Annotated in this window: 20 protein-coding genes, 1 tRNA gene and 1 pseudogene; 12 read left to right on the forward strand and 10 right to left on the reverse strand. The window is 58.8% G+C overall.

Going from position 1 to position 19,578, the window contains the following annotated elements:
* Positions 1–19: 19 nt before the first annotated feature.
* Both tgt and queA read right to left on the reverse strand, forming a co-directional pair.
* On the reverse strand, positions 20–1,135 hold the full coding sequence (gene tgt / locus N5D53_RS07325) for a tRNA guanosine(34) transglycosylase Tgt (RefSeq protein ID WP_003248558.1): 1,116 nt from the start codon (positions 1,133–1,135) through the stop codon (positions 20–22).
* A gap of 14 nt (positions 1,136–1,149) precedes the next feature.
* The gene (gene queA, locus N5D53_RS07330) at positions 1,150–2,199 is read right to left on the reverse strand and encodes a tRNA preQ1(34) S-adenosylmethionine ribosyltransferase-isomerase QueA (RefSeq protein WP_004576301.1); all 1,050 of its coding nucleotides are present in this window, start codon (positions 2,197–2,199) and stop codon (positions 1,150–1,152) included.
* Positions 2,200–2,304: 105 nt separating this feature from the next.
* Between queA and N5D53_RS07335 the strand changes: the two genes are divergently transcribed.
* From N5D53_RS07335 to N5D53_RS07360, 6 genes and pseudogenes are all read left to right on the forward strand, one after another.
* Positions 2,305–2,389, forward strand: a tRNA-Leu gene (locus tag N5D53_RS07335).
* A gap of 207 nt (positions 2,390–2,596) precedes the next feature.
* Positions 2,597–2,710 (forward strand): annotated as a pseudogene (locus tag N5D53_RS07340) (Arm DNA-binding domain-containing protein); the annotation flags it as partial.
* Positions 2,679–3,833, forward strand: a complete 1,155-nt coding sequence (locus N5D53_RS07345; RefSeq protein ID WP_223843561.1) for a phage major capsid protein — start codon at positions 2,679–2,681, stop codon at positions 3,831–3,833. The pseudogene N5D53_RS07340 and the gene N5D53_RS07345, both read left to right, overlap by 32 nt.
* Positions 3,834–3,962: 129 nt before the next feature.
* Positions 3,963–4,160, forward strand: a complete 198-nt coding sequence (locus N5D53_RS07350; protein WP_033698165.1) for a hypothetical protein — start codon at positions 3,963–3,965, stop codon at positions 4,158–4,160.
* Between the two features lie 256 nt (positions 4,161–4,416).
* Entirely contained in the window at positions 4,417–4,776 is a 360-nt protein-coding gene (locus N5D53_RS07355) for a hypothetical protein (RefSeq protein ID WP_104960817.1), read from the forward strand.
* On the forward strand, positions 4,776–5,363 hold the full coding sequence (locus N5D53_RS07360) for a tail assembly protein (protein WP_104960816.1): 588 nt from the start codon (positions 4,776–4,778) through the stop codon (positions 5,361–5,363). The genes N5D53_RS07355 and N5D53_RS07360 overlap by 1 nt, the downstream gene beginning before the upstream one ends.
* 98 nt (positions 5,364–5,461) lie before the next feature.
* On the opposite strand, the gene N5D53_RS07365 is transcribed toward N5D53_RS07360, so the two are convergent.
* Positions 5,462–9,220 (reverse strand): zinc chelation protein SecC, encoded by a 3,759-nt coding sequence (locus tag N5D53_RS07365; RefSeq protein WP_121161054.1) that lies wholly within the window; start codon positions 9,218–9,220, stop codon positions 5,462–5,464.
* A 282-nt stretch (positions 9,221–9,502) separates the two neighbouring features.
* Here N5D53_RS07365 and N5D53_RS07370 point away from each other — a divergent pair, with 282 nt between their 5' ends.
* From N5D53_RS07370 to N5D53_RS07380, 3 genes are all read left to right on the forward strand, one after another.
* Positions 9,503–9,736, forward strand: a complete 234-nt coding sequence (locus N5D53_RS07370; RefSeq protein ID WP_104960812.1) for a hypothetical protein — start codon at positions 9,503–9,505, stop codon at positions 9,734–9,736.
* A 380-nt stretch (positions 9,737–10,116) separates the two neighbouring features.
* On the forward strand, positions 10,117–10,764 hold the full coding sequence (locus N5D53_RS07375) for a trypsin-like peptidase domain-containing protein (protein ID WP_028697390.1): 648 nt from the start codon (positions 10,117–10,119) through the stop codon (positions 10,762–10,764).
* Between the two features lie 170 nt (positions 10,765–10,934).
* Positions 10,935–11,414 carry a GNAT family N-acetyltransferase gene (locus N5D53_RS07380; RefSeq protein ID WP_190869678.1) on the forward strand — a complete coding sequence of 160 codons (480 nt, stop codon included), beginning with the start codon at positions 10,935–10,937 and terminating at the stop codon, positions 11,412–11,414.
* Positions 11,415–11,424: 10 nt separating this feature from the next.
* On the opposite strand, the gene N5D53_RS07385 is transcribed toward N5D53_RS07380, so the two are convergent.
* The gene (locus N5D53_RS07385) at positions 11,425–11,721 is read right to left on the reverse strand and encodes an addiction module antidote protein (RefSeq protein WP_190869679.1); all 297 of its coding nucleotides are present in this window, start codon (positions 11,719–11,721) and stop codon (positions 11,425–11,427) included.
* Between the two features lie 319 nt (positions 11,722–12,040).
* Between N5D53_RS07385 and N5D53_RS07390 the strand changes: the two genes are divergently transcribed.
* Positions 12,041–12,934 carry a bestrophin family ion channel gene (locus tag N5D53_RS07390; protein WP_190869680.1) on the forward strand — a complete coding sequence of 298 codons (894 nt, stop codon included), beginning with the start codon at positions 12,041–12,043 and terminating at the stop codon, positions 12,932–12,934.
* A 36-nt stretch (positions 12,935–12,970) separates the two neighbouring features.
* Here N5D53_RS07390 and phnE read toward each other — a convergent pair whose 3' ends face one another.
* The 4 genes from phnE to N5D53_RS07410 are packed head-to-tail and all read right to left on the reverse strand — an operon-like array spanning position 12,971 to position 16,216.
* Complete coding sequence (gene phnE, locus N5D53_RS07395; protein ID WP_104886665.1) at positions 12,971–13,738, reverse strand: phosphonate ABC transporter, permease protein PhnE; 768 nt, start codon at positions 13,736–13,738, stop codon at positions 12,971–12,973.
* The gene (locus N5D53_RS07400; RefSeq protein WP_190869681.1) at positions 13,735–14,562 is read right to left on the reverse strand and encodes an ABC transporter permease; all 828 of its coding nucleotides are present in this window, start codon (positions 14,560–14,562) and stop codon (positions 13,735–13,737) included. The genes phnE and N5D53_RS07400 overlap by 4 nt, the downstream gene beginning before the upstream one ends.
* A complete protein-coding gene (locus tag N5D53_RS07405; protein ID WP_129932833.1) occupies positions 14,556–15,365 on the reverse strand; it encodes an ATP-binding cassette domain-containing protein in 810 nt (269 codons plus the stop codon). Before N5D53_RS07405 ends, N5D53_RS07400 begins: the two co-directional genes overlap by 7 nt.
* On the reverse strand, positions 15,362–16,216 hold the full coding sequence (locus N5D53_RS07410; protein ID WP_010952054.1) for a putative selenate ABC transporter substrate-binding protein: 855 nt from the start codon (positions 16,214–16,216) through the stop codon (positions 15,362–15,364). The genes N5D53_RS07405 and N5D53_RS07410 overlap by 4 nt, the downstream gene beginning before the upstream one ends.
* A gap of 126 nt (positions 16,217–16,342) precedes the next feature.
* Between N5D53_RS07410 and selD the strand changes: the two genes are divergently transcribed.
* Both selD and mnmH read left to right on the forward strand, forming a co-directional pair.
* Entirely contained in the window at positions 16,343–17,377 is a 1,035-nt protein-coding gene (selD, locus tag N5D53_RS07415; RefSeq protein ID WP_104960807.1) for a selenide, water dikinase SelD, read from the forward strand.
* On the forward strand, positions 17,377–18,489 hold the full coding sequence (gene mnmH, locus N5D53_RS07420; protein ID WP_104960806.1) for a tRNA 2-selenouridine(34) synthase MnmH: 1,113 nt from the start codon (positions 17,377–17,379) through the stop codon (positions 18,487–18,489). Before selD ends, mnmH begins: the two co-directional genes overlap by 1 nt.
* A 125-nt stretch (positions 18,490–18,614) precedes the next feature.
* On the opposite strand, the gene N5D53_RS07425 is transcribed toward mnmH, so the two are convergent.
* Complete coding sequence (locus N5D53_RS07425; protein WP_014589736.1) at positions 18,615–19,001, reverse strand: lysozyme inhibitor LprI family protein; 387 nt, start codon at positions 18,999–19,001, stop codon at positions 18,615–18,617.
* A 20-nt stretch (positions 19,002–19,021) separates the two neighbouring features.
* Positions 19,022–19,561 (reverse strand): hypothetical protein, encoded by a 540-nt coding sequence (locus tag N5D53_RS07430; protein WP_104960805.1) that lies wholly within the window; start codon positions 19,559–19,561, stop codon positions 19,022–19,024.
* Positions 19,562–19,578 lie beyond the last annotated feature (17 nt).

The raw sequence follows: 19,578 nt of genomic DNA on the forward strand, positions 1-19,578 counted from the left end.
TAATAATGGATGCGGACAGTCAGTCCAAGGGCGGTACAGGAAGCCCGCGCTTGGCGTAGAAGGCGTCGACAAAGGCGGCCAATTTACCCTGTTGAATAGCCTCGCGTAAACCGGCCATCAAGCGCTGATAATGGCGCAAGTTGTGGATGGTATTCAGCATGCTGCTCAGCATTTCGCCGCATTTGTCCAGATGATGGAGATAGGCGCGCGAGAAGTTGGTGCAGGTATAGCAGTCACAGGTCGGATCCAGCGGCGATTCATCGTGACGATGGAACGCATTGCGGATCTTGATCACCCCTGTATCGACGAACAGATGACCGTTGCGCGCGTTACGCGTCGGCATCACGCAGTCGAACATGTCGACGCCGCGGCGCACACCCTCAACGAGATCTTCCGGTTTGCCTACCCCCATAAGGTAACGAGGTTTGTCAGCAGGCATCTGGTCCGGCAGGTAATCCAGCACCTTGATCATTTCGTGCTTGGGCTCGCCCACCGACAGGCCGCCAATGGCCAGGCCGTCGAAACCGATGTTTTCCAGGCCTTCCAGCGAGCGCATGCGCAGGTCCTGGTACATGCCGCCCTGGACAATGCCGAACAGCGCGGCGGTGTTGTCGGCATGGGCGTTCTTCGAGCGCTGGGCCCAGCGCAGCGACAGCTCCATGGAAGTGCGTGCCACATCGTGCTCGGCCGGGTACGGGGTGCACTCGTCGAAGATCATTACCACGTCCGAGCCCAGGTCACGCTGAACCTGCATCGACTCTTCCGGGCCCATGAACACCTTGGAACCATCGACCGGCGAAGCGAAGGTCACGCCCTCTTCCTTGATCTTGCGCATGGCACCCAGGCTGAATACCTGGAAACCACCGGAGTCGGTGAGGATCGGGCCTTTCCACTGCATGAAATCGTGCAGGCCGTTGTGCTTCTTGATCACCTCGGTGCCTGGACGCAGCCACAGATGGAAGGTGTTGCCGAGGATCATCTCGGCGCCGATGGCCTCGATATCGCGTGGCAGCATGCCCTTGACCGTGCCATAGGTACCCACCGGCATGAATGCCGGGGTTTCCACGGTGCCACGTGGGAAGGTGATGCGACCACGACGGGCCTTGCCGTCGGTGGCCAGCAGTTCGAAGGACATTCGACAGGTGCGACTCATGCTTGATCCTCGGGCCCGCGTGGCGCCGGATTGCGGGTGATGAACATGGCATCACCGTAACTGAAGAAGCGGTACCCGTGCTCGACCGCCGCTGCGTAGGCAGCCATGGTCTCGGGGTAGCCGGCGAAAGCCGAGACCAGCATCAGCAGCGTGGACTCCGGCAGATGGAAGTTGGTGACCAGGGCGTCGACCACATGGAACGGCCGGCCCGGGTAGATGAAGATGTCGGTGTCGCCACTGAAGGCCTTGAGCACGCCATCACGCGCGGCGCTTTCCAGCGAACGCACACTGGTGGTGCCAACCGCAATCACCCGACCACCACGGGCCCGGCAGGCCTCGATGGCATCGACCACATCCTGGCCCACTTCGAGCCACTCTTTATGCATGTGGTGGTCTTCGATCTTGTCGACCCGCACCGGCTGGAAGGTGCCGGCGCCCACATGCAGGGTGACGAAGGCGCGCTCGACGCCCTTGTCGGCGATCTTTTCCAGCAGCGCCTCGTCAAAGTGCAGGCCGGCAGTAGGCGCGGCAACCGCGCCGGCGCGCTGGGCGTACACGGTCTGGTAGCGCTCACGGTCGGCGCCCTCGTCCGGGCGGTCGATATAGGGCGGCAACGGCATATGGCCGACACGGTCGAGCAACGGCAGCACCTCTTCGGTGAAGCGAAGCTCGAACAGCGTGTCATGGCGCGCGACCATTTCGGCCTCGCCACCGCCATCGATGAGGATGACCGCGCCTACCTTGGGCGCCTTGCTGGCGCGCACATGGGCCAGCACCCGGTGGCTGTCGAGTACGCGCTCGACCAGTACCTCCAGCTTGCCGCCGGAGGCTTTCTGGCCAAACAACCGCGCCGGGATCACCCGGGTGTTGTTGAACACCATCAGGTCGCCGGGGCGCAGATAGTCGAGCAAGTCGGGGAATTGCCGGTGCGCCAGCGCGCCGGTAGGCCCATCGAGCACCAGCAGACGGCTGCCATGGCGCTCGGCCAACGGGTGGCGGGCGATCAGGGAATCAGGGAGTTCGAAGGAAAAATCGGCGACGCGCATGATGATGTTCGGTTCGGCAGGGCCGGGAAGTTTAGCCCAATGTGTGAAAATTGACCATGAAAGCCGATTGACCGACCAGCGGCACCTCTTTATACTGCGCGCCACGCCCTGATGGCGGAATTGGTAGACGCGGCGGATTCAAAATCCGTTTTCGAAAGGAGTGGGAGTTCGAGTCTCCCTCGGGGCACCATCACATAGTTCCAAGCGGTCCCTACCAGACCCGGAACACCAGAGAAACCGGCCACATGGCCGGTTTTTTTGTGCCCATCGTTCCCAGCGGTTCCCTTGTAAGCCCGCAAGCATATGAGTAGATTTGTGAGTAGGACGAGTTCGGTCCAGAATCCTACTCACACACCGACCGCAATCCAGCGCGGTTCGGCACTCCACGGGAATAGCCGTGGCGCTCACAGATACCGCCATCCGCACCGCCAAACCCCGCGACAAGCTCTATCGCCTCGCTGACGCCCAGGGCCTTTGCCTTGAGGTTACAACCGCTGGGGGCAAACTGTGGCGCCTTAACGCTGCAGAACATCGGCACGCAGATCGCTGACTTCAAATCGTCCTCAGCAGAGAAGCAAAACGAGTTCGGCGCCCGGCTTCAAGAAATCGAGCAGAAGATGGTGAATGTCAGCGCCCGCCGAGGCGCTAACGACGATTCCACCGACTCCAATGCTGTAACTGCCCAGGTCGTGGCCGCCGATGGCATCGCCGGCTTCCGCAACGGTATGAAGTCCACCGGCCAGATCAATTGCAAAGTGGGCGTCCGCGCAGCCATCACCAACCCCAACAAAGGCGTTACTGGCTCGACCAGCTATCCAACTGCCCCGCAGCGTGATGGCGCCGGCATCCGTGGTATTCCGCAGCCGCGGCTGAGCTTGCTGGATGTGCTGCCGATCGTGCCGGTCACCAGCGCTACCTACGAGTTCGTTCGCCTCGACGGCTACATCAACGGCGCGGCCTACCAGAAAGAAGAAGGTGAGGAGAAGGCCGAAGGGTCGATGCCAACCAAGATGGAGCGGGCGGAGATCGCCACCATCGCCACCTGGATTCCGGCGAGCCTCCAGGTACTGCAGGACAATGACCAGCTTGAGGGACAGATCAACACGCTGATGAGCGTGGGCGTGCGCCAGAAGTTGGAAGCCGAACTCATCAACGGCGACGGCGGCGCGGGTGAAATCCTCGGGTTCAAGAAGCAAGCCACCGCTGCCGGCATCACCACTGGCAAACCGGCTGACCGCATCGGCGCAGCCCTCACTGACCTCAAGGCCGAAGGTTGGAACCCGAACGTCATCGTGATGAACCCGCGTGACTGGTTCGCCATCGAGAGCGAGCGCGCCGATGATGGCGACGGCCAGTATGTGATTGGCACCCCACGCGATCCAGCGCCGCCCAGCCTGTGGGGCACCCCTGTAGTCGTCACCAACAGCATGCCGCAAGGCGAGGCGTTGATCCTCGATACCAGCGTGGCCGCATTGCTGGACCGTCAGGAAGTGACCGTGGAGGCCAGCCGCCACGACGGTGACAACTTCCGCCGCAACATGGTGACCATCCTGGCAGAGCTGCGCGCTGGCCTGGCCGTGTTCGCACCCACAGCTACTCGACTCGTCACGCTGGCCGGCACGCCGACACCGTAACGACGAGCGTGGGTTAGCTGTGAGTGCCACGACCTCCTAACCGCAGCAGTCGGAGCCCTTCTTTCCTTTGTGGGGTGATCCGGCACAGGCCCGCACTCGCGGGCCTTTTCATTCACACCGGAGAAGACCATGAGCCATACCCATCTACCCAAGCCAGTTCAACGAGCCCTCAACCAGATCGCCCACAGCCGCGCCCTGTTGCGCCAGATGGAAGAGCGTGAGCGGTTGAGCAAAGAGATTGATCGACTGTTGGCCAGCGGCCTGAGCGCAGCCGAAGCGCTGGAACAGATCCGGTCGGCGCCGCCGTACATCGCGCCGACCTACTGAGGGGGGGCGGGTCGAAAGTCTGGAAGGTTCGCTGACCTAGACCGCCTCCGACCCCACGTAGACATTTTTTCCCCGGTTAAAAAAAAGTTAAAACGAGGTTAACACCATGCCGAACGTGCATGGGGCTGGAAGCCACGGAAACAGCGGCATAGACGGCGATAGCGCCCTCTGGCGGGTGTTAACCGGATTAACAGCTTTAACCTCGAAAAGTTAACGCTTTAACACCGACGAGTTAACACCTGGAGGCTATCCGCTGATGACCATTCAACCAGCTCCGTCCACCTTTCAAGAGCGTTTCGCCCGAGCCTGCGACGTGGCCACCTTCACCCTGGACAAAGGTGGCCCCTGCTATCTGCTGTGGGAAGTCGATCGTGTCCAGGCCGGCCAAAGGGTGAAGCTCGATGGCGTGTTCTTTACCGAGGAGGAGGCGCGGATATCTGCCGCCTTGCTGCGTGGCACCCTACGCGGCGCTCGCGCTTCAATGTCGAGCTATGCGCCCAACTGGAACCCTTGTCCTGCCCGAGAGGACTCCATTCGCCTGGAGGCGCTGCAGTGCCGCGAGATGCTCGCTCGGCGCCTGGGCGTCCATCTGTCCATGCCACAGGAGGCCGTGTGATGGCTGCGACCGTGATCGACTATGCGCCAAAAACCAAAATCCGTCTGGGCGGCTTCTTGGGCAAGAAGTACGGCAAACACCACCACTTCCTGCTGCAACGCGGTGACGCGAAAGAGGCCGCTAAAGCGCTGGATGCTAATTATCCAGGCTTCGCCCGTGACCTGGCCGATGCCGAGAGCCGGGGGCTACGCTTCGCGATATTCAAGAATGGCAAGAACATTGGCGACGGTGACCTGACCCGAGGGGGAGCCCGAGAGCTGTGGTTTGTGCCGGTAGTGCATGGCAGCAAGCGTGCTGGGCTGCTGCAGACGATCGTTGGAATCGCGTTGCTCATTGCTGGACCGTTCACCGGAGGCGCCACCTACGGGCCAGGTATCGCGCTGGTCGCTGGCGGCGTGATTCAGATGCTCAGCCCCCAGGCGAAGGGGCTGTCACAGAGCGGCGCGCCCGAGAACCTGCCTAGCTACGCCTTTGGAAGTGCCAAGAACACCACCGCTAGTGGATTACCGGTACCGATCTGCATCGGCGAGCGCCGCTGGGGCGGGGCCATCATTTCTGCATCGATCGTGGCCCAGGACAAGGCTTGAAGTGAACCAGGGCCACTTTGAATACCCCAGACTGAGGGTATTTAGGGGGTGTCCTCAAATTTGAAGACACCCATCAAACACTATCGTCACAGTAAAATTCACTCGCGCAGGTCTGATAGAGAGTTGAACGTGAATGTTTTTGCCTCTTCCCGAATTGCGCCTGACGCGAACTGCATGGGTACGGGATTGCTAAACACCACAACGCTTTCAATTATAGGGATACTTTTGAGGTTCAGATATTTTTGGACTTTATGGGCTTGCTCGCGCAGGATCGAAACCCTGTCTAAATGTTTTCTCAATAGATCTCGTTTCCCATTTCTCTCTACTCCGCGAAAATCATTGAGTTGCTCTGCAATTTCTCCGTACGTTTTTTTGAATTGTAAATCTTTGCATTCAATAATTAGTACTCGACCCAGATCAGCATCCCATGCTAGTACATCGACGTCTCCATAGTCGCGATCAAGTTTGTCTTTAAGTATCTTTGTTAGTTTGATTTCAGGCTGGGTTTGCCAGCCTAGCTCTTCTAGTTTTTCAGATACTTTAGTATTAAAAGCCATCCCATCTCGCTCGCGAGCATATCCAGCATACTTTCGCATTCCTGGTCCGCAATGCCGGTCTGGATAGGATCCGCTATAATAGTTGCTCACCATTGCGATGAAACCCTCTCGAATAATTCCAGGGGCGATGAGGTAGAGAGGTTCTTCGCTAGTTGTGATTTGTAGAAGAGGGCGTCTTACAACGCTCAAGCGTCGTTTGAATCGCCACGGATCGATATCTTTTGACTCATAGCCTTCCGGCACGTAACGCCAAGACTCCCTAGGGGCCAGGGTCATAGCTTGGAGTATGCACTCCGCGCTCTCCGCGCTTTCTCCTAAGTTCAAAAGCTCAGCGCGACGCATTACCAGGACAGATTGACCAGTATTGACTGCATAGTTTTCTATCGCATCTACTAACTTGCAGAAGTCTTCAAAGCTTGCTCCGAGATCTTGCATCCAAGCAGCTAAAAACTTAGGATCTATCTCTTGAGATTTTTCACTGGAAGAGTCGCGTTCCTTCAGGTTCTTTGCATAGTTGCGAGCAGAGGACAGGTATCTATGTGTGCTCGTCGCTGTTCCAAAATCTTCTACTACAGTTTCGATGAAATCATGCTCTACATGAACGTCGCCTAAAGGGCGGATCATCACTTTGGGTGTCATTACATCCCAGCGTATCAGATCTGACCACCCTCCCAAGTGGTGTAAGCATGCAGCCTTGCCGAGTAGGCGAGCGATATCGAGGTCGCCCACAAGATTTCCGCCCTCAACTGGAGATTCACAAATTGCCATCTCAATTAAGTTTCGGCTCGGCTGCAGTACAGAATTAAGCTTGAACTCGTAATCACGCATGACGGCTAGCGCTGCATTTTGATCATTCCTAAGTGATAGAACTGCTGACGCTGTCCTATGCCACCGATCGCGTGAGACGCTAGCGGTATCTGCATTCATGAGTAGCTCTGACACCAAGCTCTCGCGGTTGAATTGTTTGACATCCCTGCAGAGTTCAACCTCTAATCTGGTAACGAGGGCATTCAGGTAGGCTTGGCATTCCACTTTGCCCTCAATTACGCCGCCTTCTCCCCTATCTCGGACTTTCCAGCCCATATTAAGTTTGCCAAGGCCTTCATCTAAGTTGTTTATTGTTATTACTTTTTTGCTTAATAGCTCTGGAAAGTGGTCTCTAAATTTCGAAGCTTGGAAAATATGTGCATGCCGCGCCTGGTCATTTGGTACTATTTTATTTGTTAGATCGTCCACTAATGAGCCGTCTTTTCGTGCAAGCTCTAGCACTCCCGCCACAAAAGCTTGCACCAGAGCCCGTTCTGCTATGTTTGTTGGGTTGAACAACGCCTTGTCGAAGTCGGGGCCTATGTTCAGTTGGACGGTCCTGATCTCAGCATGGACAGTCGCAGTTATCGATTTGGCAGCATCATCTTCATTACCGTGTTCTTCGATATAGGTTGCGTCTTGCGGCTTCTCAAATACACATCTCCAAACTATAGGTCCTTGCCCTAGCTCTTGACCTAGGGCGTCATCAAGAATAGGCGCGGCACGGACTATCCATACTCCCAGCATCTTCCAGCGATCGTAGCTAGCAGTATCAATTCCATTAGGCGGCGATGCCAGCTCTGTCCACCAACATCTGTTTTTTGTTATAACGGCTCCTTTCGGAATCCCGGGAGTGAAGCTTCCGTATAGTGGTAGAAGATCTTCTTCCTTAAAGTAGCTTGAGCCTTCTTTGCGAATCAGTAACCATGATCCGTCGGTGTATTGCTGGACCTGGTCGTCCATCGAAAATGCAACTTTTTGTCGTGTCTCTCGCAGTCCATTCTGTGTGATTGCCAAGAACAATGTTGAGTTGTGAGGATCATCAGGAATCTCTGAGTGCGGCACCATGTGACCATTTAAGGAATCGCACCATGCGTAAAGATTCAAAAGTCCGTTCATATTCTGGATAAGGACGTTGCTTTCTTGCAATTTTTCTTCAGCTTCGAGCATGCGCCACAGATTCAATGGCTCAAACTGCTCTACATTGCTAAGAGTGTAAAAGTCATGAGCGCTGATGACTTCGAGCTTCCACCCATCCCGCGGGGGGAGCGACAAATCAAAGGCGGCGCCTCTACCTATACCGCAGCTAACTATCAAATTTATTCCGCCCCTAAATTGGGGGTCAGCCGAAGCCTTGTCTTGCATTTCTATAACTTGTTCTGCCAGCTTTTCCCTTAATTTTTCGCTCGGGCTATACATGCCCATAAAGCCAGAGTCTGCAAAATCTTCTAGACTGTCCAATAGAAATGCAAAATTGATATATCGCCCTGTGTCTATAACTTTTTGAACACAGAAAAAGGCTTCGTCGCCATTGTGAGCAAAATCTGCATCAATACCGTCGCCACCTAATATTTTCATGTGACTGATAAGTCTGGAATATTCTTTGCTCAGGTTGTAAGTAAAAGTCGGCCTGGATTTGCCGGTCGCTAGCACTGAAACGCAACACGATCGGATTGCTAAAGATATTGCAGTTGGGAGTACGACATATATATCGCCCCCAATCATGGCTAGAGGTTTTCGCTCAAGAGAAGTATTACCAAGGCTTTGCTCTTTTATAAGGTTTCGCGTTGAAGGATCAAAAATGAATGGCTCAATATCCTCAAACTCGACACCCAACTCTCGAAGATCGGTAGGCGAAACCGCGACTGAACTCTTGAATGCAGCTGCTTTCGCTGCAGTTGCGCCGCCGAGGCGGTCCTGTCCAAATTCGTCGCCAAGGCTGTTGGGCATGAGGTTAGCCCGCAAGCATATAAAGTTCGAAATTTTAAGTAGCGCATGTATGGAGTTTCGGAGAGCGCCAAAGAGCCCATAATCAGGCATGCTATCTACAAGATGCATAAATCTTTGCAAGTAGAAGCCTGCACCCTCCCAAATACCATCAATTACTAAATAGTTTCCTCGGCGCGTATAAATGCGATGAGCGAAAAGATCCTCGGGGGGATCTTCCAGCTGACTGTATTCGTTCCCTACTGAATTGTATGCATCGATTAGATCTTGGTATGGTGCAGTACGTTTTCCGTTGCCTACTGCAATCGCAAGGTGAATAAGATACTCAAGCCGGAGACAGTTCTTTTGGAATTTTGGGTTAAGTAATAATCCACCAAACACCGCCGCAGTTGTTACTGGGCAATACCGCTCCAGCTTTTTAATCAACGCGGGGCACCGTTCCATTACTGACTCAATTGGTTCAGCGCTCGCACTCAAGGCCATGGCTGCCATCATCGCCTCAAAATCGAACTCTTTCATACCAGTATCTGCTTCGTCCCTGCTCATACTTGATCTCTTTCTAGTCTACGGATCTGCGACATCCCGTTGCCCGTGATGTCATCCTGGCATCGTAGCTGAAGGGTTGTGCCATGCAGAAGTGGAACGAAGAGGATCGGCATCAAATAGGAGGCTCACCGCGGGGGTATCAATGGGGATATCTCAAAGCTTTAACTACGAAAAAACCAATTAAAACAATGAGATACAATATACTTTGACATCCCGAAGAAGGATCGTAAAAGTCGGCTAGCCTGCTAAGACACCCAATCGAAAGCAGCTAGGAGATAGGAAATGTCCAACATTCAAGTGTACCTGCCGGCCAAAGACGGTTCGGCTTATTGGCCGGTCTCCACGGGGGACTCATGCAAAGAGGCTGTCCACGTCCTGTACACAGACGACTTTGCCGCCCCTCCTCACCGACTCGTGATTGAAATCACTACCGAGTCAGGCAAAAAGGTCGAGGTGAGCATCCCGTATGCTGATGACGCTCAAGCATCAGTCCGAATAGACGGCACAACCGTGTGACGGCTTTGCAACGCTTGCAAAAAAGTGAGTAGATTTGTGAGTAGACCCCCACTCACAAAGACCTAGACACCTGTAAATAAAGGCCAAAATTGAGCAGTACGGGTCTCCCTCGGGCACCAAATCCGGAAAAAACCGACCTTACGGTCGGTTTTTTTGTGCCTGCGATTCACGCACGTCGTTGACGCCGCCCCCCTGACTCCCGCGCCTCCCCCCATACCTGCATTCTATTGGCCGCGCCTTGCGCTAGCACTTAAGCTGTCATTCGTCAGATATATTCCGAAAGTATTGTTAGCGTAATGGCACTTAGCCATAGTGGCGCTCCCCTTTCTTCACGCAATGTGTGTCCCATGAAAACAATCGCGCCCTGCATGGCGGCAATGATGCTGCTCAGTGGGTGCAATGGAGTGCCAACGTCGTACGTTTCAGATCCCGTCTACAGCCAGGCGTTCGTGGTTACCTCAGGTGCCCCGCTGCCCATGTTGCTGATGGCCAGCGCCATCCAGTGGAACGAGGATTACGCAGTCACCGCCAAACACACCCCCTTCCTGCGCAACGTGGTCCACGAGGGCCTGGGTGACGTGGTGTTCTTCAAGCACAAGGCCAGCAACGTGCCGCACTGGCGCCAGTACGTGCCGGGGGAGGCAGTGACGGCGGTGGGTTTCAACAGTTTCATGATGCCGATGCAGGGCAAGGGCCATGCCCTGTCATCGCTGGTACGGCTTGAAGGTACGCCGGGCAGCGTCTTCTACTCGGTACACGACGGCCCGATTACCAAGGGTATGTCGGGCGGGCCTGTGTTTGCCGATGACGGCAAGGTCGTAGGTATCAACGTCGCGATCATTCCCACCCGCGAGATCGACGCTGGCAAGCGCCCTGACCTGGCGGGCAAGGATCGCATCAGCGTGTTCATGTCATTCAACGAGATCGACAAGGAATGGCGGCGCTATCAGTACTTGTTGGCGCACAAGGCCAAGCCGAGGGCGCCGGCTGCGGTCAAAGGCTACGTGGCGGTGGCCGCCAAGCCGTGAATCGGGGCGCGGTGTTGGATGGAAAGCGGCCTATGATGTGAGGCTGATGGCCTCTTCGCGGGTAAACCCGCTTCCACAGGGCCTGCACAGGATTTGAGCCTTGTGCAGTACCTGAGGGAGCGGGTAAACCCGCGAAGAGGCCCTGCCAGCCAACGCGAGAAGGACCTGCCATGCACCTGACCCACCGCCCCATCCGGCCAGAAGACATCCCCGTTATCTGCAGCTTCCCGCAGAGCCCGGACGAACTGTTCTACATGTTCCCCAAAGCCACCTACCCCCTCACCCCCAACCAGCTGAGCGACGCCATAGCCCAACGCAGCAGCTCCACGGTAGTGGAAGGTGATGGAGCTGTCCTGGCCTTCGCCAATTTCTACAAAGCCGAACATGGCGGCCTATGTGCCCTGGGCAACGTAGTGGTGGCCCCCGGCGCCCGCGGCCTTGGTGTAGCGCGTTATCTGGTAACGGCAATGATCGACCTCGCCCGCCAGCAGTACAGCGCCCGGGAGGTCTGGGTGTCATGCTTCAATCACAACACCGCCGGCCTGCTGCTTTATCCACAGCTGGGCTTCACACCGTTCGGCATCGAGCAGCGGCAGGCGTGGGACGGCACGCGGGTAGCATTGGTGCAGATGAAGCAAATACTGACTTGACCGAGCTGGATCAGCGGGTCACTGCATGTGGCTGAACGAGAAGGTCAACCCCCAGAGCACGAATGACCCTCAATACAGTGTCAAAACGAGGCTTCGCGCCAGGGCTCAGCGCCTTGTACAGGCTTTCTCTACCCAGCCCACTCTCCGTAGCAATATGTGTCATGCCCCGTGCACGAGCGATATGGCCAAGTGCTCGAATGATTTCCTCGGTATCGCCATCTGATAGCACTTGGCTAAGGTATTCACTGATTGCCTCATCGCTGCTCAACAAGGCTGCCATATCAAACGGGATCAATTTTTCGCTCATTTCATCTCCTTCAGCAGCTTTCTGGCTTTGAGGATGTCGGCGGCTTGGGTGGCAGTAGCCAAGCGGCAAAGCTTTCCTCTGTTCAACGAGAAACATCAAGTGGTCACCCAGTCGTATCCTTATGGATACACCCTTTCAAGGATTGAAGTGACCCACTCTGTCGTTTTCGAGCTGAATCAGAAATTCAGGCACACCTGATAGGCCGGTCGGATTTTTCCCTTCGTTTCAGCTACAAAATCCCTTGCAACATTCAACCCTCGAACCTTCAACGAGCCTCGGCGTCCCATCCTGCATCCCCCGCGTTTCGAGGTGCCCCCGCGTGAAAGACGTCATCGCCCGCAAGTACCGCCTGGTGGTGAAGACCATCGGCTATATCGGCTGGTCGCTGTTCTGGCTGCTGATCTGGGATGTGCTGGTCACCCTCGATTTCATGCTGTTCTTGAACAGCAAGTTCACCCTGCCACTGATCCCGCTGACCCTGCTGGGCTCAGCCCTGGTGGTGCTGGTGAGTTTTCGCAACAGCAGCGCCTACAACCGCTGGTGGGAGGCTCGCACCCTGTGGGGCGCGCTGGTGAACAGTTCGCGCAGCTTCGCCCGGCAGACGCTGACGCTGATCGAGGACCCGGATGACGGCCTGAACCCGGTCAAGGCCACCCTGCTGCGCCGGCATATCGCCTATGTGAACTGCCTGGCGGCGCACTTGAAAGGCGAAAGCTGCCCGGAGGAGCTGATGGCCTTCATCCCCCCGGCGGAGTTCGAACGGCGCAATCGCTCGAACAATTTCGCCAATGACATTCTCGGCGGCTCGGCAGCCTTGCTGGCGCGGGAATACCAGGCCGGGCGACTGGACAGCATTCGTCTGGCGCGGCTGGAGTCGACGCTGGTAGACCTGTCTAACGCCCAGGGCGGCATGGAGCGGATTGCCAATACGCCATTGCCCTACCCCTATGTGTATTTCCCACGGCTGTTCATCACCCTGTTCTGCCTGATCGTGCCGGTGGGGCTTGTGGAGTCGTTGGGCTGGTTCACGCCGCTGGCGTCGACGGTGGTAGGGTTCATGTTGCTGGCCATCGAGCGGATCGGCACGGACTTGCAGAGCCCGTTCAGGTTCAGCGAGCATCAGATCCAGATGGATACCATATGCGAGACGATCGAGCGTAACCTGGAGTCGATGCAGCGGGAGGCGCAGTGTGCCGAGGCTGTAGACGCCTGAGAGATGTCGGGGCTGCTTTGCAGCCCGGGCTTTCCGTCAGGCCCGCACATAGCGCTGACGCAACACATCACTCGACACATCCACCAGCAACACCAACACCAGCATACCGATGATCACCGTGCTGGCCTGGGCCTCCTGGAACAGGCTCAAAGTGGTGTACAGCATCTGCCCCAACCCGCCCGCCCCGACGAACCCGAGCACGCTGGCCATGCGGATGTTGTTCTCCCAGCGGTACAAGCTGTAGGCCAGCAACTGCGGCCACAGGTTGGGCAGGGTACCAAAGCAGAACGCCGCCACCTGGCTGCCCCCCTGCAAACGGATCGCCGCCGCAGGCTCGGGCGGGGCGTTCTCAAGCGCCTCGGCAAACAAACGCCCCAGCACGCCAGCGGTGTGCAACGCCAAAGCCAGGGTACCGGCATTCGGCCCCAGCCCAGCCGCCAGCACAGTCAGCGCTGCCCACACCAGTTCAGGAATGGCACGCAAGGCATTGAGCAGCAAACGCGCGGCCCCTTGCAACGGCCAACCGAAGCGCCCCGCCGCCGGCAGTGCCAGCAACATCCCCAATACCATTGCCAACAAGGTGCCCATGCCAGACATGGCCAGGGTTTCCAGCGCCCCGCGCCACACCGCCTTGAGGTGCCCCGCAGACAGATCCGGCTGCAGGAAGCGCCCGGCGTACTCGCCCATCTGCCCCAGCCCGCCATTGCCGACCAGCGCGTGCAGGTCCAGCTCCAGGTATGCGAACGAGGCCACCACCGCTGACACGATGGCACCCAACAGCACCCAGTTGATCACCCGGTTCATGCCAGCCTCCAGCGCAGCAGGCGGCTGAGCAGGTCGGCCAGGATCACCAGCAGCAAGAACGTCAACAGCATGCTCGCCACTTGCGCACCCGCAAACATGCGCATCGACAGGTCGATCTGCTGGCCCAGCCCGCCAGCACCGACAAAGCCCATCACCACCGAAGCCCGCACCGCGCACTCCCAGCGGTACACGGTGTACGACACCACTTCGGAGGCAGCATTGGGCAGGATGCCGTAGAAAAACGCCGCCAGCCGGCCACTGCCCGCCTGCAACAAGGCATGCGCCGGGCGCTGGTCGACCGACTCGAAGATTTCGGCATAAACCTTGCCGAGCATGCCACTGTAGGTGATGGCGATAGCCAGTACGCCCGCCGTCGGCCCCAGCCCCACGGCGCGCACGAACAGCAACGCCCAGACGATCTCCGGCACGCTACGCAGGAAAATCAGCAGCCCACGCACCGGCAGGCGCAACAGTCGCGACCACAACCCGGCCCGCCCGCCGCGTGAAGCAGCACGCAAGGACAAGGCACGGCTGGCCAGCAAGCCAGCAGGGATCGCCATCAACAACGCCAGCGCCATGCCGGCAGTCGCCACGGCCAGGGTCTGCAAGGTGGCTTCATACAGCAGTGCAAGAAAATCGGCATCATGTGCCGGCGGCCAGAAGGCGCTGGTGAAACTGGCAATCTGCTGACGGTTGTCCGCCTGCAACAGCACCCCGGGGTTCAGTTCGCTTGTCTGGATAGCCGGCCACAGTACTGCTACCGCCAACAGGGCCAGCAGCATCCGCGGCAGCAGCGCCGGGTCGCGGGCGTCGGCCTTCAGCATCGCGGAATCTGCACGGTCAGGGTCGGCCCCTGGGTTGGCGGCGGAGCCAGTTGTTCGTTGGCGTATAGCGCGTCCAGCAGTTGCTCGGTGACCGCTTCGGCCGGGCAGTCGAACACAACCTGCCCTTCCCGAATGCCAATCACCCGCGGAAAATGCGCCAGCGCCAACTCTACGGCGTGCAGGCTCGCCACCAACGTCACGCCAGTGGCCTGGGCATGGCGATTGAGCAAGGCCAGGCTGTGGTCGGCCAACACCGGGTCCATGGCCGACACCGGTTCGTCGGTCAGCAGCACCTGCGGACGCTGGTACATCGCCCGAGCAATGCCCACCCGCTGCAACTGGCCACCGGACAACTGCCCACACTGCACGAACAGCTTGTCGGCCAGGCCCAGTTCAGCCAACACCTGGCGCGCCCCCGGCACATCGCTGGGATACAGCAGGTTGAGCAAGCCGCGCAGCGTCCCCCACTGCCCCAGGCGACCCGCCAGTACGGCGGTCACCACCCGCTGACGCGGTGGCAAAGGCGGCGACTGATGCACCAGGCCAACCCGCGCACGCAGTCGCTGGCGTGCCCTTGCCGACAGTGCCCAAGGCTGCTCGCCAAGCAACTCCAGGCGCCCACTGCTGGGCTGGATGGCCGTGGCCATCAGGTGCAGCAAGCTGGACTTGCCCGCCCCCGACGGCCCGATGATGGCGACACGCTCGCCCTGCGCGATACGCAGGCTCACCGCATCAAGCGCGCGTACCTGGCCATGGCGCAGGCTGGCACCGTGCAGATGAATTGCCGCATTCGAAGCTGTCACTTGAGCAGGCCGGCCTCGCGTGCAGCTTGTTCGGTGCCCTTGTAGTTCTCAGGCTTGGTCTCGATGAAGCGGCTGGCGGCCTGCAGGTCAAGGATCGCCTTATGCTCCGGGTTGCTCGGGTCGAGGTCCAGGAAGGCTTTCTTGATTTTCTGTTTCAACGCCGGGTCCATGTTGCCGCGCACGGTCCAGTTGTAGTCGAAGTAGGTTGGGGTTGTGGCGAACACCTTCACCTTGGTGGTGTCGACCTTGCCGGCATCCACCAGCTTTTGCCACACGCTGGCGTTGAGCACGCCACCATCGACCTTGCCAGCCTGCACCCAGGCCACGGTGGCATCATGGGCGCCAGAATAGGCCACGCGGCTGAAGTACTCTTCAGGCTTGATATTGTCCTGCTTGAGCATGAAGTAACGCGGCATCAGGCTGCCCGAAGTAGACGAAATGGAGCCGAAGGCAAACGACTTGCCCTTCAGATCGCTCAGGCTCTTCACGTCGGGGTTGGCGGTGATGAACTTGGAGGTGAACTGTGCGTCCTGCTCACGCTGTACCAGTGGTGTGGCGGTCGGGTCCTTCAGGTGCACCTGAACGAACGTGAAGCCCCCCAGCCAGGCCAGATCGAGGCGGTCTGCGGCCAGCGACTCGACCACCGCCGGGTAGTCCGCCACAGGTACGAACTTCACCTCCATGCCCAGTTGCTTGGCCAGGTACTCACCCAAAGGCTTGAACTTGCGCTGCAGTTCGGTCGGCGCTTCGTCGGGGATGGCGCTGACCCGCAGGGTTTCTGCGGCCTGAACGACAGCGGCACAGCAAGACAGCACGAGGCCGGCGGCGAGCGCCAGGGGGCGGTTGAGCATGGGTGTTCTCCGGTTCAATAGCGGGGAAGTGCCGACACATTTGCCGACACCGGGAATTATAAGAGGCAAGGGCCTAAAGGCCAGCTTTGCTACAATCGCGCAACAATTTGACCTGCAGAGGTGCGTATGAGCGAGCCGATTCGCCTGACCCAGTACAGCCATGGCGCCGGCTGTGGTTGCAAGATCTCCCCCAAGGTGCTGGACGTGATCCTTGCCGAAAGCGGCACCCAGGCCCTGGACCCGAAACTGTGGGTCGGCAACGCATCGCGCGACGATGCAGCAGTGTACGCGCTGGACGACGAGCGCGGCGTGGTCTCGACCACCGACTTCTTCATGCCGATCGTCGATGACCCTTACGACTTCGGCCGCATTGCCGCCACCAACGCCATCAGCGACATCTATGCCATGGGCGGCGACCCGCTGATGGCCATCGCCATCCTCGGTTGGCCGGTCAACGTGCTGCCGCCGGAAGTCGCCCGCGAAGTCATCCGCGGCGGCCGTGCGGTGTGCGCCGAAGCGGGTATCCCGCTGGCCGGCGGCCACTCGATCGACGCGCCCGAGCCGATCTTTGGCCTGGCCGTCACCGGGGTGGTCAGTAAACGCCACCTCAAACGCAACGACACCGCCAGCGCAGGCTGCCAGCTGTACCTGACCAAACCCCTGGGCATCGGCATCCTCACCACTGCCGAAAAGAAGGCCAAGCTGCGTGTGCAGGACCAAGGCCTGGCTCGCGACTGGATGTGCACCCTCAACACGCCCGGCAGCCGCTTCGGCAAGCTGGACGGGGTCAAGGCCATGACCGACGTCACCGGCTTCGGCCTGCTCGGCCACCTGGTCGAGCTGGCCGAAGGCAGCGGCCTCACCGCGCACCTGAACTACGCCGCCGTGCCACGCCTGCCTAGCGTCGACCACTACCTGGCCGAAGGCTGCATCCCCGGCGGAACCCTGCGCAACTACGACAGCTACGGGCACAAGATCGGCGCCCTGAGCGACGACCAGAAGCACCTGCTGTGCGACCCGCAGACCAGCGGTGGATTGCTGGTAGCTGTTGCCCCGGAGGGTGAAGCCGAGTTCCTCGCCGTGGCTGCCGAACTGGGCCTGAAACTGTCCCCGATCGGCAAGCTGGTCGAGCGACAGAGCCATGCGGTCGAGGTGATCTGATGCGCCCCGACTGCACCGACTTCCGTCAGCTGTTCCTCGACGACGTGCCGATGATGGACATGCGCGCCCCCGTCGAATTCGCCAAAGGCGCCTTCCCTGGCGTGGTAAACCTGCCGCTGATGAACGACCAGGAGCGGCAGAAGGTCGGCACCTGCTACAAGCAGCAGGGCCAGGCCGCCGCCATCGCCCTGGGCCACCAACTGGTCAGTGGCGCCACCAAGCAAGCCCGTCTGGAGGCCTGGGCAGCGTTTGCCAAGGCGCACCCTGACGGTTACCTGTACTGCTTCCGTGGCGGCCTGCGATCGCAGATCGTGCAGGGCTGGCTGCGCGATGAGGCGGGTATTCAGTACCCGCGTGTCAAAGGCGGCTACAAGGCCATGCGTACCTTCCTGCTGGAGACTACCCAGCAAGCGGTGGAGCAATGTGATTTCGTACTGGTCGGTGGACTGACCGGTACTGGCAAGACCGATGTGCTGCACCAGCTGGACAACGTGCTCGACCTTGAAGGCCACGCCAACCATCGCGGTTCCAGTTTCGGCAAGCGCGCCACGGCGCAACCGGCGCAGATCGACTTTGAAAACCAGCTGGCAATCGACGTGCTGAAAAAGCGCGCCCGCGGTATCGGGCAGTTCGTTCTGGAAGATGAAGGCCGCATTGTTGGCAGCTGCACGGTGCCGCTGGAGTTGTACCAAGGCATGCAGCATTACCCGCTGGTGTGGCTTGAAGACAGCTTCACCAACCGCGTGGAGCGCATCCTGCGCGACTACGTGGTCAACCTGAGCGCCGAGTTCAAGGCCGTGCATGGCGAAGAAGACGGTCCCCGGCTGTTTGCCGAGCGCATGCTGCAGAGCATGGCCAATATCTACAAGCGTTTAGGTGGAGAGCGCCATCAGCGCTTGTCCGAGATGCTGCGCGAAGCCTTGGAAGAGCAGCAGCGCAGCGGCGCAGTAGACCTGCACCGGGGCTGGATCGAAGGCTTGCTGAACGAGTACTACGACCCGATGTATGCCTACCAGCGCGCAGCCAAGGCCGAGCGCATCGAGTTTGCCGGGGATGCCGTGGAAGTACGCGAGTACCTCAAGGCCCGGGCGCTGCGCCAACCGCGCAAATAGAACCAGCACCCTGTAGGAGCGGGTTTACCCGCGAAGAAGGCAACGCGGTGCATGACACCGGCAAAGCCGATGTTCGCGACTGAACCCGCGCCTGCAAATGTAGGCCAATCATGCCTGAACAGGCGTTACTGCCCCGGGCTAAGCACCCGCTCCAGCTCCGCAGCGCGGTCGCGGGTCATGTCCATGATGCAGCTGCCACCTTCCAGCTGCGCCAGGGTCCCGCCACTGGCCTGTACATGGAACTGGCAATTGCCATCACGGTAGGCCAGCCACTTGCGCTGCACATCCCGCAGGCTCTTCTGCTGCCCGGCATCCAGCTTGCCCATCAACTGCTTGTACACCCGGTTCAACCGCTGGTCCTGCACTTGCGTTTCGGCCCCGATGCACGCGTTCATGGCCACGGTGCTGGAGGCCTTGTCCATGCACTGCCCGTAGGCCGCCGTGTAATCGTCCGCCATCGCTACCGGTAGCACGCAAGCCAGTGCCAGACCTGCCAGGTAATGCTTGATCATGCTAACCCTCCTTGTGGGTATCAAAGCGTCTGCGGCTGCTCCGGGGGCATCAGCACCTTGCCTGGCTCGAAGCGCAGCGAGGGCATTTGCGTCGCTGCATACAACGTTACCCCCAGGGCGGCAATCAACGCGACATCAAGCCAGTTCCAGCCTGGCACGTCGTCAGCCCTTCGCGCCTTCCAGCAAAACCAGGCTTGCCCCAGGCAAAACATCACCATCGATACCAGCCACAGGTAAAAGCCAGCACCAAAGCCGGTAAGGTCATGAAATTCATAGCTGCTGTTATCCGGCAAGCGGTCGATGCCAAAACTGCTGGCTGCCAGATACGCCGCCCCAAGCCCGGCCAGCAAGGCCAGCCGGCGAAACCGCCGATGAGCAAGGATGGCCAGGGCCAGCAGCGGGTTGGCAAACCATTGGTACAAGCCGAACGGCATGCCCCAAGGCCCGTACAGCAGCATCTGCAGGGCCGGCATATGACGCTCGCCGCTCATCAGCGCGCCATCGAAGAACAGGGCGAGCAAATACAGCAGCAGGCTGATACTCAGGTAGAAAGCGGGCAAAGGGGATTCCTGAGAGA

Origin of the sequence: Pseudomonas sp. GD03862, from assembly GCF_029840855.1 — a bacterium.
GTDB classification, from domain to species: domain Bacteria; phylum Pseudomonadota; class Gammaproteobacteria; order Pseudomonadales; family Pseudomonadaceae; genus Aquipseudomonas; species Aquipseudomonas alloputida.

Bases quoted from the DNA above. Each gene is read 5' to 3' on its own strand.
- selD (WP_104960807.1), top strand. From the start codon at position 16,343: ATGAGCGAGCCGATTCGCCTGACCCAGTACAGCCATGGCGCCGGCTGT.
- N5D53_RS07425 (WP_014589736.1), bottom strand. From the start codon at position 19,001: ATGATCAAGCATTACCTGGCAGGTCTGGCACTGGCTTGCGTGCTACCG.
- N5D53_RS07360 (WP_104960816.1), top strand. From the start codon at position 4,776: ATGGCTGCGACCGTGATCGACTATGCGCCAAAAACCAAAATCCGTCTG.
- N5D53_RS07365 (WP_121161054.1), bottom strand. From the start codon at position 9,220: ATGAGCAGGGACGAAGCAGATACTGGTATGAAAGAGTTCGATTTTGAG.
- N5D53_RS07350 (WP_033698165.1), top strand. From the start codon at position 3,963: ATGAGCCATACCCATCTACCCAAGCCAGTTCAACGAGCCCTCAACCAG.
- phnE (WP_104886665.1), bottom strand. From the start codon at position 13,738: ATGAACCGGGTGATCAACTGGGTGCTGTTGGGTGCCATCGTGTCAGCG.
- N5D53_RS07400 (WP_190869681.1), bottom strand. From the start codon at position 14,562: ATGCTGAAGGCCGACGCCCGCGACCCGGCGCTGCTGCCGCGGATGCTG.
- N5D53_RS07375 (WP_028697390.1), top strand. From the start codon at position 10,117: ATGCTGCTCAGTGGGTGCAATGGAGTGCCAACGTCGTACGTTTCAGAT.
- tgt (WP_003248558.1), bottom strand. From the start codon at position 1,135: ATGTCCTTCGAACTGCTGGCCACCGACGGCAAGGCCCGTCGTGGTCGC.
- N5D53_RS07410 (WP_010952054.1), bottom strand. From the start codon at position 16,216: ATGCTCAACCGCCCCCTGGCGCTCGCCGCCGGCCTCGTGCTGTCTTGC.
- N5D53_RS07370 (WP_104960812.1), top strand. From the start codon at position 9,503: ATGTCCAACATTCAAGTGTACCTGCCGGCCAAAGACGGTTCGGCTTAT.
- queA (WP_004576301.1), bottom strand. From the start codon at position 2,199: ATGCGCGTCGCCGATTTTTCCTTCGAACTCCCTGATTCCCTGATCGCC.
- N5D53_RS07380 (WP_190869678.1), top strand. From the start codon at position 10,935: ATGCACCTGACCCACCGCCCCATCCGGCCAGAAGACATCCCCGTTATC.
- N5D53_RS07355 (WP_104960817.1), top strand. From the start codon at position 4,417: ATGACCATTCAACCAGCTCCGTCCACCTTTCAAGAGCGTTTCGCCCGA.
- mnmH (WP_104960806.1), top strand. From the start codon at position 17,377: ATGCGCCCCGACTGCACCGACTTCCGTCAGCTGTTCCTCGACGACGTG.
- N5D53_RS07385 (WP_190869679.1), bottom strand. From the start codon at position 11,721: ATGAGCGAAAAATTGATCCCGTTTGATATGGCAGCCTTGTTGAGCAGC.